Source organism: Streptomyces alboniger (assembly GCF_008704395.1).
Taxonomy (GTDB): Bacteria; Actinomycetota; Actinomycetes; order Streptomycetales; family Streptomycetaceae; genus Streptomyces; species Streptomyces alboniger.
In genome coordinates this window covers 7,061,161-7,076,225 of sequence record NZ_CP023695.1, presented here as the reverse complement: position 1 = coordinate 7,076,225, position 15,065 = coordinate 7,061,161, and the positions used below count along the sequence as shown (strand labels likewise).

The 15,065-nt window shown below is 70.9% G+C and carries 10 protein-coding genes; 2 read left to right on the top strand and 8 right to left on the bottom strand.

What is annotated here, in order from left to right; all coding sequences use genetic code 11:
* Positions 1 to 49: 49 nt before the first annotated feature.
* Together CP975_RS31080 and CP975_RS31075 are read right to left on the bottom strand one after the other, a co-directional pair.
* Positions 50 to 1,330 carry a M14 family metallopeptidase gene (locus CP975_RS31080; protein ID WP_055529323.1) on the bottom strand — a complete coding sequence of 427 codons (1,281 nt, stop codon included), beginning with the start codon at positions 1,328 to 1,330 and terminating at the stop codon, positions 50 to 52.
* Positions 1,327 to 3,288, bottom strand: coding sequence for a Xaa-Pro dipeptidyl-peptidase (locus CP975_RS31075; protein ID WP_055529325.1), 1,962 nt, complete (start codon positions 3,286 to 3,288; stop codon positions 1,327 to 1,329). The genes CP975_RS31080 and CP975_RS31075 overlap by 4 nt, the downstream gene beginning before the upstream one ends.
* A 203-nt stretch (positions 3,289 to 3,491) precedes the next feature.
* Between CP975_RS31075 and CP975_RS31070 the strand changes: the two genes are divergently transcribed.
* A complete protein-coding gene (locus tag CP975_RS31070; RefSeq protein ID WP_055529345.1) occupies positions 3,492 to 5,012 on the top strand; it encodes a M1 family metallopeptidase in 1,521 nt (506 codons plus the stop codon).
* Between the two features lie 27 nt (positions 5,013 to 5,039).
* Here CP975_RS31070 and CP975_RS31065 read toward each other — a convergent pair whose 3' ends face one another.
* The 4 genes from CP975_RS31065 to CP975_RS31050 form a co-directional block, all read right to left on the bottom strand.
* Positions 5,040 to 5,948 carry an oxygenase MpaB family protein gene (locus CP975_RS31065; protein WP_055529327.1) on the bottom strand — a complete coding sequence of 303 codons (909 nt, stop codon included), beginning with the start codon at positions 5,946 to 5,948 and terminating at the stop codon, positions 5,040 to 5,042.
* A 122-nt stretch (positions 5,949 to 6,070) separates the two neighbouring features.
* The gene (locus CP975_RS31060; RefSeq protein WP_055529329.1) at positions 6,071 to 6,889 is read right to left on the bottom strand and encodes an alpha/beta fold hydrolase; all 819 of its coding nucleotides are present in this window, start codon (positions 6,887 to 6,889) and stop codon (positions 6,071 to 6,073) included.
* A gap of 182 nt (positions 6,890 to 7,071) precedes the next feature.
* The gene (locus tag CP975_RS31055; RefSeq protein ID WP_055529331.1) at positions 7,072 to 8,529 is read right to left on the bottom strand and encodes an amino acid permease; all 1,458 of its coding nucleotides are present in this window, start codon (positions 8,527 to 8,529) and stop codon (positions 7,072 to 7,074) included.
* A gap of 160 nt (positions 8,530 to 8,689) precedes the next feature.
* The gene (locus CP975_RS31050; protein ID WP_055529333.1) at positions 8,690 to 10,510 is read right to left on the bottom strand and encodes an AMP-dependent synthetase/ligase; all 1,821 of its coding nucleotides are present in this window, start codon (positions 10,508 to 10,510) and stop codon (positions 8,690 to 8,692) included.
* A gap of 198 nt (positions 10,511 to 10,708) precedes the next feature.
* Here CP975_RS31050 and CP975_RS31045 point away from each other — a divergent pair, with 198 nt between their 5' ends.
* The gene (locus CP975_RS31045; RefSeq protein ID WP_055529335.1) at positions 10,709 to 11,437 is read left to right on the top strand and encodes a MerR family transcriptional regulator; all 729 of its coding nucleotides are present in this window, start codon (positions 10,709 to 10,711) and stop codon (positions 11,435 to 11,437) included.
* A gap of 27 nt (positions 11,438 to 11,464) precedes the next feature.
* Here CP975_RS31045 and CP975_RS31040 read toward each other — a convergent pair whose 3' ends face one another.
* Entirely contained in the window at positions 11,465 to 13,648 is a 2,184-nt protein-coding gene (locus CP975_RS31040) for a 3-hydroxyacyl-CoA dehydrogenase NAD-binding domain-containing protein (RefSeq protein ID WP_150477596.1), read from the bottom strand.
* Positions 13,649 to 13,822: 174 nt separating this feature from the next.
* Positions 13,823 to 15,037 (bottom strand): acetyl-CoA C-acetyltransferase, encoded by a 1,215-nt coding sequence (locus CP975_RS31035; protein ID WP_150477595.1) that lies wholly within the window; start codon positions 15,035 to 15,037, stop codon positions 13,823 to 13,825.
* Between the last annotated feature and the right edge of the window lie 28 nt (positions 15,038 to 15,065).

The following is a 15,065-nucleotide window of genomic DNA, read 5'->3' as shown; positions in this document are numbered from 1 at the left end:
ACTTTGTTCTCCGTTACCCCCTACCACATGTGACGCACCTCTCAGGCCCTCAACAGCCCATGTCGGGCCGAGCTGTGACCATGTGATATGGCGCACGTTCGTCGAGCAGGAGCGGTACGAGGGCCCGCGCGGACTGCCGCAGCGGGACGTACGCGCCTGACTTCTGGCGCTTCACCGTGACTCCGTGCAGCGCCAGTTCGTCCTTGATGTCGCCGTACTGGGCGGCGTCCAGGCGGTAGCCGCAGGGCGGGTTCTGGATGATCTCGTTCGGCTCGGCGGGGTCGTTGTCGGCGCCGCCGAGGTAGACGGGGCCGCGGTCGCGGTACCCCTCGGCGCGGGCCGCGTCGGTGGCGCGCTCCAGGCGCAGGCGCCGCTCGTCCGAGTAGTCGAAGAGGCCCTTGAGCGCGGAGGCTTGGGACTTCACGCGGCGGCGGTTGTTCAGTGCCTCGTCCTTCTTCTCGGCCTCGGTGAGGGGGTCGACGCGGCTCTCGATGAGCAGGCCGGCCGCGTGCTTGATGCCGGAGACGTTGCGCAGGATGCGCTCCTGGCCGTCGCCCGCGGTCTGCTTGATGGGGTCGCCGGTGACGGGGTCGGTCCAGATGCCGTAGGTACCCGTCGTGTACCCGTCGGCCTCGGCGGCCGGGCGTACGTACGCCTTCGACAGGGTCTGGGCCTCCTTGTGCACCGCCTCGTCGGTGTTGAGGTTGCGCGGCCAGAGGTCGAAGAGGTCCTTGTCGTAGTACTTGGGTGTCGCGCCGTACTCGTGCAGGTCGTAGATGACGTCGGGCTCGCGGTCGCGGATCACGGCGGCGAGGGCGCGGCCCTCCGCGGTCTTCAGGGCTATGTGGTCGCGGTTGATGTCGACGCCGTCGGAGTTGCCGCGGGTGTCGGCGGCGCGGCCGTCCGGGTTGGCCGTGGGGACGACCAGAAGGGTGGTGCGTGCCAGGAAGCGCCGGGTCTTTCTGTCCTGCGCGTAGGCGAGGTCGCGGATCGTCGACAGGCAGGCCTCGCGGCCCGACGGTTCGTCGCCGTGCTGGCTGCAGATCAGCAGCACGGTGCTCTTCGTGGGGCGCTCCGCGATGCGGACCAGTTGCAGCGGGCGGTCCTGCTTGGTCGTGCCGATACGGGACACGGAGACCCGGTCGCTCGCCCTGTCCACGGTGGTGAGGAGTCGCTGCTCCTCGGGCTGGGTGGTCCAGCGGGCACCCGCGGTCTCCTCGAAGCCGGTGCTCGGCGGCTTCGGGGTCGCCTGGGCGGGCGCCGTCAGGAGCGGTGCGGCGAGCGCGACGGTGGCACAGGCGAGCACCAGGGTACGTATTCGGGCTGTCATGAAGTACTGCCTCCCGGGAGGGGGTTGAGCGGACGCGGCGGGGCCACGCCGTCGAGACGGGGCGCGCGGGGGGTGACGGTGGTGGAGGTGGTGAACGCCTTCGCGCCGCCGACCAGGGGCACCTTCGCGTAGGTGCGGGCCAGGTCGAGGGTGAGCGTCGGGGTGTCGGCGGGCGGTTCGACGAGGCCCTTGTCGGTGCCCGCGACGATCAGGGCGAGGCGGTGGCCCTTGGGGACGACGTGGTCGCTCGCGGCGAGGTCGAGGGTGATGGTGTGCGGCCTGCCCGGGGTGAGCGGACGGCCGCGCTCGTCGTCGGCCCAGTTGCCGAGGTCGGCCCAGCCGCGGCTGAAGATCGTGTAGTCGACGTCGGTGGTCTTGGCCGTCGTCTCCTTGAAGCAGGCGCTGTCGCCCACGGTGCTCGCGCCCCAGCAGGTGCGGTCGGGAAGCGTGATGATGCCTTCGCTCTCATGGGCGTAGTCCCGGATGGTGTCGGGGCCGAGGTCGACGAGGACGGCGGAGAGGTGGGCGGTGCGGGTGGTCGGCGTCGCCGTCACCGTGACCTTCGAGGAGCCGGACAGGCGCAGATCGCGGCCGAGTGGCTTGCTGACGAATCCGGCCTTGGCGGGCGTGGGGGTGTGGATCCGCTCGGCCCAGTCGGTCTCGCTCAGTCCCGGGTCGTCGGTGAAGGTCTCGATGCCCTTGCCGGGGCGCGTGCCGAGGGTGCCGACGCCGGATGAGGAACCCTTGGCGGGGCGCAGTTCGACGGTGTCCGTGGTGCGCGGGGGCCAGGTGCGGTCCGTGGTCCAGCGGTCGGGGGCGCGCTCGATGTCGGCCATCGGTTCGCGGTCGACGCCGTTGTCGTAGCCGAGGAGTTCATGGTCGAACCAGCGGTGCAGGGTGCGCACCCAGTGGGCCCTGCGGAAGTCGAAGGGGTCGACGTGGCCGGCCTGGCCGAGCCAGATCTTGCGGTCGACGCCGTTCTCGGCCAGGGCGTCCCACCACTGGCCGAAGTGCTTGGTGCGGACGTTCAGGTCCTGCATGCCGTGGACGAGGAAGACGCTGGCCCGCACCTTGCCGGCGTCGGGGACGTAGTCGCGCTCGCTCCACAGGGGGGTCCAGTCGCCGCTGCGGGGCGCGCCGTCGACCAGGCGCTGCTTGACGGCGCCGCAGCGGGCGCGGGCCTCGGGGCTCTCCACGCCCCTGGCGAGGCCGTCGGGGCCGCTGCCGAAGAGCGGGGCGCCCTTGGCGAAGTAGTAGTCGTACCAGGAGGAGATGGCGCTGATCGGCACGATCGTCTTGAGGCCGCGCACTCCCGTGGCGGCCACGCCGTTCGCGATGGTGCCGTCGTAGCTCTTGCCGATCATGCCGGTCCTGCCGTTGCTCCAGGAGGCGCGGGCGCGTTCGTCGCCGGTGCGGCTGGTGTAGCCGCGGGCGCGGCCGTTCAGCCAGTCGACGACGGCCTTGGCCGACCGAACGTCGGAGCGGCCCCCGATGTCGACGCAGCCGTCGGAGCGGTTCGTGCCGGTGAGGTCCACGGCGACGTAGCCGTAGCCGCGGGGGACGAAGTAGTTGTCGTAGTGGAGCGGGAGGCGTACGGGGTCGCCGTTCTCGTCGTACGTCTTCTTCTGCCGCTCGTTGCCGCGTCCGCAGCAGGAGTAGTACGGGCTCGCGTCCATGATCACCGGTATGCGGCGGCCGGCGCGGTCGAGTTCGCGGGGGCGGACGATGTCGACGGCGACGCGGTCGGTCCTGCCGTTCGCGTCGCCGTCGATCCTGGTGTCGACCCATACGGATTCGCGTATCGCGTTCTCGTACGAGTACGTGGGCCTGCTCTCGCGGGGGGCCTCGGCGGCTCCCCGCGCCGCGCCCGGGGCCACGAGGGTGGCCATCAGGGCGGCCAGGGTCGCCGTCAGCAGCGGTCTCCGGAGGAGGCGGGTGCGTGGCGCGCGTATCGGCATGGCGCGGAAGGTACACCGGCGAACTCCCGTGCGACAGAGGGCCGGACGTTCCCCCGGCAAGAGCGTGGGACAACAAGGCACATGTCAGGAGAATGGCGATCGTGTGACGTTCGGGACCATGGACATGACGGGTGTGGGGCGTGCTGAATAGGGTCGTCGACCAAGACGAAAAGATCTTGTGCCCCTACGACTTGGAGCTTGACGTGCACCGCAGACTCATCGCCCCGGGCGCGCTCGCGGCCTCTCTCCTGCTGGCGATCCCGGCATCGGCCGCGGACTTCTCCCCCGGAGCCCCGGGCATCGGCGACCCCTACTACCCGGCCAGCGGCAACGGCGGCTACGACGTCTCCCACTACGACCTGAGGCTCAAGTACCAGCCCGTGACCGACCTGCTCGAAGGCACGGCCACGATCAACGCGCGCACCACGCAGAACCTTTCGCGCTTCAACCTGGACTTCGGGCTCAAGGTCTCCGAGGTGCGGGTCAACGGCAAGAAGGCGAAGTTCGCGAAGACCGGCGACCAGGAGCTGGAGATAACCCCGGCCGCGGGTCTCGCCAAGGGCACGCCGGTCACCGTGGTCGTGCGGTACGCGGGCAAGCCGTCCGAGCTGAAGATCGACGGTTACACGGCCTGGCACCGGACGCCGGACGGCGGAGTGGCGGCGCAGGAGCCGGAGGGCGCCGTGTGGTGGTTCCCCTCCAACGACCATCCGCTGGACAAGGCGACGTACGACGTGTCGGTGTCCGTGCCCGACGGCACCCAGGCGATCTCCAACGGCGTGTTGCAGTCGCAGAGTTCACGGCTCGGCTGGACCCGCTTCAACTGGCGGTCCAACAAGCCGCAGGCGAGCTACCTCACCACGCTCGCGGTCGGCAAGTTCGACATCACGACCGACAAGACCGAGGGCGGTCTGCCGGTCCTCAACGCCTACAGCAAGGACCTCGGCGACAACGCGGGTGCGGCGCGGGCCAGCCTGGAGCGGACCACCGAGGTCGCGGAGTGGCTGGAGACGGTCTTCGGGAAGTACCCCTTCAACGCGCTCGGCGGATACGTCCCGAACGTGAAGACCAGCTACGCCCTGGAGACCCAGACGCGGCCCTTCTACAGCCCCTCCGCGTTCGCGAACGGATCCAACGCGTCCATCGTCGTCCATGAGCTGGCCCACCAGTGGTACGGCGACAGCGTCTCCGTGCACCACTGGAAGGACATCTGGGTCAACGAGGGCTTCGCCCGCTACAGCCAGTGGCTGTGGTCGGAGAAGGAGGGCGAGGGGACCGCGCAGGAACTCGCGGACTACGTGTACGCGCAGCGGTCCGCCGACGACCCGTTCTGGACCGTCAAGCCGGGCGACCCGGGCCCGGACAAGCAGTTCCACATCGCCGTCTACGACCGGGGCGCGCTCGCCCTCCAGGCGCTGCGGAACGAGATCGGCGACGACGCGTTCTTCGCCGTCCTCAAGGGGTGGCCGCAGCAGTACAAGTACGGCAACGCCAAGGTCGGCGACTTCGTGAAGTACGCCGAGAGGATCTCGGGCAAGCCGCTCGCGGACCTCTTCGACACCTGGCTGTACCAGCCGTCGCGGCCGGACGCGCCCGCCGCACGGGACGCCGGCTTCGCACGCTCGGCCGCGGTGCCCGCCAAGCCGAAGTCGTGGAAGCAGATCGCGGACACGAACGATGTGCACGACCACGACCACGACCACAAGCACGGGCACAAGCACTGACGCCGTGGTGAGCCGCGCCGCCCGGTCTCAACGACGGGCGGCGCGGTGTCGTGCGCGGGCCCTGCGCGCCGTCGGCAGATAGCGCAGCCGCTCCGGCAGCAGCGGGACCACCGTCCGCACCGCCCCGCCCAGGACGCGCAGGGCGCGTTCCTGGCGCGGGGTCCAGGGAAGGCCGAGCGCCTGCCGGGCGTCCGGGGGCATGAGGCCGATCGTGACGAAGCGGCGGAAGCGGGCCAGCGGGGGCAGCAGGGCGGGCCACAGGATCCGGGCCAGGACGCGCACGGGGCGCGGACCTCGGTCGGGCGGCGGGACGGAGGCGTCGGTGGCGGTCAGCTCCTTCGCCACGGGCGTGAGTTCGAGTTCGTCGGCCAGGACTCGGCGGTAGTACGGCCAGAACTCCTCCGGCGTCCGTGGCATGTCCCGGTCGTGGATGCCGAGGATCCGGCCGACCTGGAGCCACTCCGCGTACAGCCGGCGCTCCTGTGCCTCGGTGAAGGGGCGGCCCAGATAGCGCTGCGCGTGCCGGTAGACGGGGAAGCCCGTGGCGTGGACCCAGGCGTAGTTGGCGGGCGTCAGCGCGTGGTAGCGGCGGCCGCGGGTGTCGGTGCCCTGGATGGTGCGGTGCAGCGCGCGGAGCCTGCGGCCCTCCGCGACCGCCTCGTCGCCGCCGTACACCCACAGCAGCACCGATCGCAGCGAGCGCTCCCCCCGGCCCCACGGGTCGGTCCGGAACACCGAGTGCTGCTCGACGCCGGCGCCGACCGCCGGGTGCGCGACCTGGAGGACGAGCGCGGACGGCAGCATCAGGAGCGAGCGGACGTCACCCGCGAGGCTCCAGAGGATGCCGTCGGGAGGGGGCGGGGCGGGGTCGCCGCGATGGCTCCGGCCGTGGTCCGGGCCCGGGTGGTGCACGTCGCGGGGGTGGTCGGGCTTCATGCGACGTGCTCCTGGGCGGTACGGGGATCCGGGCCGGGTGCCCGGGGGCACCGATGGCCTGCGGACCCGTACCCGGTTCGTGCGTGTTCCAGTATGCGGCCGGGAGCGTCAGAGGCGGCACGTCACCGCTGGCCTGCCGGGCCCCCCGCCGCCGCATGTGCCTCCAGGACGGCTTCCGCGACCGCGGACGGTTCACGCACGGTCGGGAAGTGGTCGCTGTGCGCGAGGCGTACGAGGCGGCAGCCCGGGATGCGCCGCGCCATCGCCTCGTTCGTACGGACCACCTCGGGCTGGTCGCGCTCACCGAGGACGAGGACGCACGGGACGTCGAGTTCGCCGAGGCGGTCGAAGGCGGGCGGGTCGGGGACGTGGTACGGGTGAACGGCGAACCAGGCCGGGATCACCGACCTGACGTGCGCCTCCACCTCCAGATCGGCCCCGGTGCCCGCGGCGGCCGACGTACGCATCACCAGCGCCACGATGCCGTCCACGTCCCCCGCCTCCGCGAGCTTGCCGACCTCGGCGGTGAAGTCCCGCGAGACGAGGTCCTCGGCGCCCGTGACGCCGGGGACCACCAGGGCGAGGGCCGCCACCCGCGCCGGGTCGCGGAGAGCGAGGCTGATGGCCGTCGCGCCGCCCATGCTCGATCCCGCGAGGACGGCACGGGCCGCTCCGAAGTGGTCGAGTACCGCGATCAGGTCCTCGACCAGCGAGTAGGGCGCGGTCGGCGCCGGCGACCTGCCGTAGCCCCGCGCGTCGTACCGGATCACCCGATGCCGCTCGGTGAGGTGCGGCAGGACGGGGTCCCAGACCCGGGAGTCACCGACGCCCGGATGGAGGAGGACCAGCGGCAGGCCGCCGCTGTCCGGCCCTCCCGCGTCCGGCTCTCCCGAGTCGTGCGCCCAGACTTCGCCGTCCTTGACCGACACCATGGCGTCCATGCCCCGAGTCTCCGGTGCTCCGGGCCCAGCCGCCAGGGGTGCCGCCCGACGAGGGCCCGAATACGTACACCCGACGACCGGAACCCGTCGGGGCCGACGCAGCGGTGGCGTCACTCCAAAGATCGTGTGTCTCCGGAGTGACGCCACCGTGGGCGCGGCCACGCGACCGTGGCGGTGTGCCGCTACTTCAAGAGGGTCTCCGCCTCGCGGTCGGCCTTGCGGCGGATCGCGTACCAGCCGACGACCAGCGCCGCGGCGACGATCGGGATGAGGAACAGCGTCTTGCGGCCGACCTCCGGGTCCTTCCACATCAGGCAGAGCACCGCCAGCAGGAAGACGATCGTGACGATCTCCGTGACCGGGTTGCCGGGCAGCCGGAACTTGGGGCGTTCGAAGGCGCCTTCCTTGGAGCGGCGGACGAACGCCAGGTGGCAGATCATGATGATCACCCACGTGCTGATGATGCCCAGGGACGCCACGTTGAGGACGATCTCGAAGGCCTGGTGCGGCACGATGCTGTTCAGGCCGACGCCGAGGACGCCGACGCCCGCGGTGAGCATGATGCCGCCGTAGGGCACCTGGCTCTTGTTCATCTTCGCGGTGAACTTGGGCGCCGAGCCCGCCATCGCCATGGAGCGCAGGATGCGGCCCGTGGAGTAGAGCCCCGAGTTGAGCGACGACATGGCCGCGGTCAGGACGACCAGGTTCATCACGTCACCGGCCGCCGGTACGCCGATCTTGGAGAGGACCGTCACGAAGGGGCTCTGGTCCGCCGAGTACACGGCGCCGGGGAGCAGCAGCGCGAGGAGGACGACCGAGCCGACGTAGAAGAGGCCCACACGCCACATGATCGAGTTGACCGCGCGCGGGACGATCTTGTGCGGCTCGGCGGTCTCGCCCGCCGCGACGCCGACCAGCTCCAGGGAGGCGTACGCGAAGACGACGCCCTGCATCACGATCACGACCGGCATCATGCCGTTCGGCAGGAAGCCGCCGTTGTCGGTGATCACGTTCAGACCGGGGGACTCGCCGCCGACCTCGTGCTGGGTGATCAGCAGGAAGATGCCGATGAGCATGAACGCGACGAGCGCGGCGACCTTGATGATCGCGAACCAGAACTCCATCTCGCCGAAGATCTTCACCGAGATGAGGTTGATGGCCAGCACCACGGCCAGGGCTATCAGTGCGAGCACCCACTGCGGGATGTCGGTGAAGAAGCTCCAGTAGTGCGTGTAGAGCGCGATCGCGGTGATGTCCGCGATGCCGGTGGTCGACCAGTTCAGGAAATACATCCAACCGGCGACGTAGGCGCCCTTCTCACCGAGGAACTCACGCGCGTAACTGACGAACGAACCGGACGACGGACGGTAGAGCACCATCTCGCCGAGGGCGCGTACGACGAAGAACGCGAAGACACCGCACACGAGGTACGCGAGGGCGAGCGCGGGGCCCGCCGAGTGGAGGCGGCCGCCCGCCCCGAGAAAGAGCCCAGTGCCGATCGCGCCACCAATGGCGATCATGTTGACGTGACGGGCCTTGAGGTCCTTGCTGTAACCGGCGTCGCCCGCGTCCGCGGGGGCCTGGGACGCATCTGTGCGGGATGCGTCCAGGGCGGCCGAATCTACGGCTTCCTTGCTCACGTGGGGGATCTACTCTCTGGTGCCCGGAAGAGCTCCGGGGTCCGGATGGTGCTCCGGCCCACGACACCCCTGACGCGCGCGGACCGACGGGACACCTTCCCCCAGAGATCGGCGTCCACGCGGTGGCGCACGTCACATAGCGGGACTTCTCACATGCTGGTCAGGGGGTGTACAGGGCGTCGATGACCTGCTGGTACCTCTCCTGGACGACGCGGCGGCGCAGCTTCAGGGACGGGGTCAGCTCGCCGGTCCCGGGGCCCCACTCCTCGGCGAGGAGGCGGTAGCGCTTGATCTGCTCGGTGCGGTTCAGGCGCGCGTTGGCGGCCTGGACGGCGCGGTCGGCCTCCTCCCGTACGGCCGGGTGGGAGACCAGCTCCCCCGCTTCGAGCCCGCCCTCGATCCCGTGCGCGGCGGCCCAGGCGGGCGCCAGCTCCGCGTCCAGGACGAGCAGCGCCACCAGATACGAGCGGCCGTCGCCGTGCACGAGGGCCTGGCCGATCAGCGGGTGCTCCTTGAGGGCGTTCTCCACGAGTGCGGGGGAGACGTTCTTGCCGGTCGAGGTGACGATCATTTCCTTCTTGCGGTCGGTGAGCCAGAGGAAGCCGTCCTCGTCGATCCGCCCGATGTCCCCGGTGGCGAACCAGCCCTCGGCGTCGCACGCGCTGTCGACACCGCCGTCGGCCCGCAGATAGCCGTCGAAGACCGTCGCGCCGCGGACCAGGAGCTCGCCGTCGTCGGCGGTGCGGACCTCCAGGCCGGCGAGGGGGCGGCCCACCGAGCCGAGGCGGAACGCGTCGGGGGTGTTGGTCGTGACCACGCCGGACGTCTCGGTCAGGCCCCACGCGTCCATGATCACCAGACCGAAGCCGGCCCAGAAGCGGGTGACGTCCGGCGGCATCGGCGCCGAGGCGCTGGCCGTCCACACCAGGCGGTCGAACCCGGCGAGCGCGAGCAGGGGGTCGAGCACCTGTTCCTTGGCCCGCTCGTACGCGGCGCGCAGCTCCGCCGATGGCTCCTCGCCGCGCTCGCGGCAGGCGACGTGCGCGCGTGCCGTCTCGTTCGCCGCCTCGATGGCGCGCCGCCGCTCCGCGGGCAGCCCGGCGAGCGCGGCCTTCACGGACGCGGTGAGCTTCTCCCACACGCGCGGGACGCCGAAGAACTGGAAGGGGTGCAACTCACGTGCGGTGGCGGCCACTTGGGCCGGGTCGGCGCACAGGTGGACGTGCGCGGCGCGCAGGACGGGGAGGTAGATGCCGAGCAGCCGTTCCGCGATGTGCGCGAAGGGCAGGTAGCAGATGTGCCCGACGTGCTCGGGGAAGTCGACGACACCGTCCAGGGCGATGCTGCCCAGGAGGACGTTGCGGTGGGTGAGGCGTACGCCCTTGGGGTCGCCGGTGGTGCCCGAGGTGTAGACGACGGTGAGCGCGTCGGTGGGGCGGCTCTCGCGCCATGCCTTCTCGAAGGCGTCCGGGTTGAGGAGGCGGCTGCCCGTGGCGTGCAGCGAGCCGTACGTGCGGTGCTCCCCCGCCTCGGCGGCCTCCACCACGACGAGGCGTTCCAGCGGGGCACTCGCGTCAGCCAACAGAGGCTCCCAGCGCGGGAGTTCGGCGGCTCCCTCGACGATCGCGAAACGGGCGCGGCTGTGCCGGACGATGTGGGCGACCTGCTCGGGGGCCGCGGTGCCGTACACGGTGACGGGGACGGCGCCGAGGTGCGTCAGGGCGAGGTCGCTCAGCCAGTGCTCGGGGCGGTTGCCCATCATCATCAGGACGTGCTCGCCCCGTCCGACGCCGAGCGCGGCGTAACCGGCGGCGAGCACGGCGACCTTGCGCCGCGCCTCGCGCCAGGTGAGCGTGGCCCAGTCCTCCCCCGTACGCCAGGAGAGCGCGGGCAGCTCTCCGTGGTCCTCGGCGTTGCGGAGCAGCAGGGCGGGGAGCGTGATGTCGGCCGGTTCCCCGGGGAGTCGCGGGATCGTGGTCATGACCGCCTCCTGGCGCCATCGGCTGAGCGTGAGCGGACGCGTGACTGTGGGCCTGGCTGAGCGTGCGACAGAGCGAGTGACTGGCCCGGAGGCTTTCACAACACTGGTGTGCCAGCAATACTGTTGCACCGCATTGACGCGTAACCGGGGAGCCGGTCGACGCATCACCGGGGAGCCGGACGGGAGGGAGGCGCTGCCATGACGACGGACACCGAAGAACCGACGTTGACGGTCGACGAGCTGGCCGCGCGCGCGGGCGTGACGGTCCGCACGATCCGCTTCTACAGCACCAAGGGTCTGCTGCCCCCACCGGTGATCGGCCCCCGCCGCGTCGGCCACTACGGTCAGGACCACCTGTCCCGCCTCGCGCTCATCGAGGAGTTGCAGCACCAGGGCATGACGCTCGCCGCTATCGAGCGGTACCTGGAGCAGCTGCCCGCGGACCTGAGCGCGCACGACCTGGCCATCCACCGCGCCCTGGTGGCCTCCTGGGCGCCCGACTCCGCCGAGGAGGTCCCGCTCGCCGAGCTGGAGCGCAGGGCGGGGCGCGCGCTGAGCGAGGAGGACCTGGACCGGCTGGCGGCGATGAGCGTCATCGCCCGGACGCGGGCCCCGGGGACGTACCGCGTGGACCTGGGGCTGCTGCGCCTCGGGGTACAGCTGCTCGACGTACCCATCGCGCACGAGACGATCCTGGCGGCGCGCACGGTCCTGATGGAGCACACGCGCTCGGCCGCGCACGAGCTGTCCCGCCTCTTCCGTGACGAGGTGTGGGGCCCTTACCGCGAGCGCGAGTCGGACCCGGGGCACGTGGCGGCGATGCGGTCGCTGTCGGCCCATATGCAGCCGATGGTGGTGCAGGCGCTGGTGACGGCGTTCCAGCGCTCGCTCAAGGAGGAGCTGCGGAAGTGGCTCAGGGAGAGCTGAGCCACTCCACGTACGGCTTGTGCGAGGTCAGCTGTCGCTGAACCTCTCGCCCTTCTCCGCCTTCTCCACGAGCAGTGCCGGCGGCGTGAACCGCTCCCCGTAGCGCTCGGCCAGCTCACGCGCGCGTGCCACGAATCCGGGCAGGCCGCCCTCGTAGCCGTTGATGTACTGGAGCACGCCGCCCGTCCAGCCGGGGAAGCCGATCCCGAGGATGGAGCCGATGTTGGCGTCGGCCACCGACGTCAGGACGCCCTCCTCCAGGAGGCGCACGGTGTCGAGCGCCTCGGAGAAGAGCATGCGCTCCTGCATGTCCTTGAACGGGATCTCGTGCCCCGGCTTGGTGAAGTGCTCGCGCAGGCCCGGCCAGAGCCCCGCGCGCTTGCCGTCCACGTAGTCGTAGAAGCCCGCTCCCCCGCTCCTGCCGGGCCGCTCGAACTCGTCGATCATGCGGTCGATGACCGTGTCCGAGGGGTGGCCGGCCCAGGTGCCGCCCGCCTCCTCGACGGCCTTCTTCGTCTCGTTGCGGATCTTGCGGGGCAGGGTCAGGGTCAGCTCGTCCATCAGGGACAGGACCTTCGCCGGGTAGCCCGCCTGGGCGGCCGCCTGCTCGACGGAGGCGGGCTCGATGCCCTCGCCGACCATCGCGACGCCTTCGTTGATGAAGTGTCCGATGACGCGCGAGGTGAAGAAGCCGCGCGCGTCGTTGACGACGATCGGCGTCTTGTTGATCTGGCGTACGAGGTCGAAGGCGCGGGCCAGCGCCTCGTCGCCGGTCCGCTCGCCCTTGATGATCTCGACGAGCGGCATCTTGTCGACGGGCGAGAAGAAGTGCAGCCCGATGAAGTCGACCGGGCGGTCGACGCCCTCGGCGAGCAGGGTGATCGGCAGGGTCGAGGTGTTGGAGCAGAGCAGCGCGTCCGGCTCCACGACGTGCTGGATCTCCTGGAACACCTTGTGCTTGAGCGAGGTGTCCTCGAAGACCGCCTCGATCACGGCGTCGCAGCCCGCGAGTACCTGCGGGTCGGTGGTGGGCGTGATGCGGGCGAGGAGGGCGTCCGCCTTCTCCTGGGTCGTGCGCCCCCGCTGGACGGCCTTGGCGCAGAGCTTCTCGGAGTAGCCCTTGCCCTTGCGCGCCGCCTCCGCCGAGACGTCCTTCAGAACGACGTCGATGCCCGCGCGGGCACAGGAGTAGGCGATGCCGGCGCCCATCATCCCGGCGCCGAGCACGGCGACCTTGCGGACGGTCCTCCGCTCGACGTCCTTGGGGCGGTTCGCGCCGGAGTTGACGGCCTGGAGGTCGAAGAAGAACGCCTGGATCATGTTCTTGGCGACCTGGCCGGTGACCAGCTCGGTGAAGTACCTGGCCTCGATGGTCTGCGCGGTCTCGAAGTCGACCTGGGAGCCCTCGACGGCGGCCGCGAGGATGTTGCGCGGGGCCGGGTAGGGGGCGCCCGCCGTCTGCTTCTTGAGGTTGGCGGGGAAGGCGGGGAGGTTCGCCGCGAGCTTCGGGTGGGCGGGGGTGCCGCCGGGGATGCGGTAGCCCGGCTTGTCCCAGGGCTGCTGCGACTCGGGGTTGGCGTCGATGAAGGCGCGGGCCTTCTCGATCATCTCCTCGGGGGTGACGGCCACTTCGTGGACGAGGCCGTTCTCCAGCGCGCGCCTCGGGTTGTACTGGGTGCCCTGGAGGAGCACCTTCAGGAGCGCGTCCGTGATGCCCATGAGGCGTACGGTCCTGGTGACGCCGCCGCCCGCGGGCAGCAGGCCGAGGGTGACCTCGGGCAGGCCGATCTTGGAGCCGGGGGCGTCCAGGGCGACGCGGTGGTGTGCGGCGAGGGCGATCTCGTAACCGCCGCCGAGGGCCGCGCCGTTGATGGCGGCGACGACGGGTTTGCCGAGGGTCTCGATGCGGCGCAGCGAGCGCTTGATGGCGTTGCCCGTCTCGAACACCTGCTGGGCGTCCTCGGGACCGACCTTGATCATGTCCTTGAGGTCGCCGCCCGCGAAGAAGGTCTTCTTGGCGGAGGTGTAGATGAAGCCGCGGATCGCGTCCTTGTCGGCCGCGACGGCGGCCTCCGCGCGGTCGGCGATCGCCGCGATGGAGTCCTTGAACGCCTGGTTCATGGTGTTCGCGGACTGGTCGGGGTCGTCGAGGACGAGGGTGACGACACCGGTGTCGTCCTGTTCCCAGCGGATGGTCTTGGGGTCGGTCATGTCTCTGTCTCCGTGAGGTCTGTTCGGCGGGCGGGAAGGCGGGGTCTGGCGGGGACGCGGGTTCGGGGAGGGGAGGCTCGGCGGAGCCGCTGCCTCAGGGGCGCGGGGAACCGCGCGAGCAAGCGCGGCGCACGCGCGGTCGGCGACGCACCCGAACCCCTGCGGCGCTCAGCCCTACAGCCGCTCGACGATCGTGGCGATACCCATCCCGCCCCCCACGCACAGCGTGGCCAACCCGTACCGGAGGTCCCGCCGCTCCAGTTCGTCCACGAGCGTGCCGAGGATCATCGCGCCGGTCGCCCCCAGCGGATGCCCCATCGCGATCGCGCCGCCGTTGACGTTCACCTTGTCCAGAGACAGCCCCATGTCCTTCACGAAGCGCAGCACGACCGCCGCGAACGCCTCGTTGATCTCGACGAGGTCGATGTCGTCGATGGTGAGACCGGCCTTGGCGAGCGCCTTGCGGGTCGCGGGCGCGGGCCCGGTCAGCATGATCAGCGGCTCGGAGCCGGAGACCGCCGCGGAGACGATCCGCGCCCGCGGCGTGAGGCCGTACCGCTCGCCGACCTCCTTCGTTCCGACGGCGACCAGCGAGGCGCCGTCGACGATCCCGGAGGAGTTGCCCGCGTGGTGGACGTGGTCGATCTGCTCGATCCAGTGGTACTTCTGGAGCGCGACCGCGTCGAAGCCGCCCATGTCGCCGATGTCCTTGAAGGACGGCTTCAGCTTGGCGAGGGAGTCGGCGGTGGTGCCGGGGCGCATGTGCTCGTCGTGGTCGAGGACGACGAGGCCGTTGCGGTCCCTGACGGGTACGACGGACTTCTCGAAGCGGCCGTCCTTCCAGGCCGCGGCGGCGCGCTCCTGGGAGAGCGCCGCGTACTCGTCGACGTCACGCCGGGAGAAGCCCTCGATGGTGGCGATGAGGTCGGCGCCGATCCCCTGCGGCGCGAAGCCGGTCTCGAAGTTGGTCATCGGGTCGGCGAACCAGGCGCCGCCGTCGGAGGCCATCGGCACCCGCGACATCGACTCGACGCCGCCCGCCAGCACCAGGTCCTCCCAGCCCGAACGGACCTTCATGGCGGCGAGGTTGACCGCTTCGAGGCCCGAGGCGCAGAAGCGGTTCTCCTGGACGCCCGCGACCGTGTCGGGCAGGCCGGCCGCGATGGCGGCGATCCGCGCGATGTCGGAACCCTGGTCGCCGACGGGCCCGACCACACCGAGGACGATGTCGTCGATGGCGGCCGGGTCGAGGCCGGGGAAACGGGCCTGGATCTCATGGATCAGGCCGACGACCAGGTCGATCGGCTTGGTGCCGTGCAGGGCGCCATTGGCCTTGCCGCGTCCGCGCGGGGTGCGGATCGCGTCGTATACGTACGCTTCGGTGGTCACGCTTGTGCCTTTCGGGGGGATGCGGGAG

Bases quoted from the DNA above. Each gene is read 5' to 3' on its own strand.
- CP975_RS31080 (WP_055529323.1), bottom strand. From the start codon at position 1,330: ATGACAGCCCGAATACGTACCCTGGTGCTCGCCTGTGCCACCGTCGCG.
- CP975_RS31075 (WP_055529325.1), bottom strand. From the start codon at position 3,288: ATGCCGATACGCGCGCCACGCACCCGCCTCCTCCGGAGACCGCTGCTG.
- CP975_RS31065 (WP_055529327.1), bottom strand. From the start codon at position 5,948: ATGAAGCCCGACCACCCCCGCGACGTGCACCACCCGGGCCCGGACCAC.
- CP975_RS31060 (WP_055529329.1), bottom strand. From the start codon at position 6,889: ATGGACGCCATGGTGTCGGTCAAGGACGGCGAAGTCTGGGCGCACGAC.
- CP975_RS31050 (WP_055529333.1), bottom strand. From the start codon at position 10,510: ATGACCACGATCCCGCGACTCCCCGGGGAACCGGCCGACATCACGCTC.
- CP975_RS31045 (WP_055529335.1), top strand. From the start codon at position 10,709: ATGACGACGGACACCGAAGAACCGACGTTGACGGTCGACGAGCTGGCC.
- CP975_RS31040 (WP_150477596.1), bottom strand. From the start codon at position 13,648: ATGACCGACCCCAAGACCATCCGCTGGGAACAGGACGACACCGGTGTC.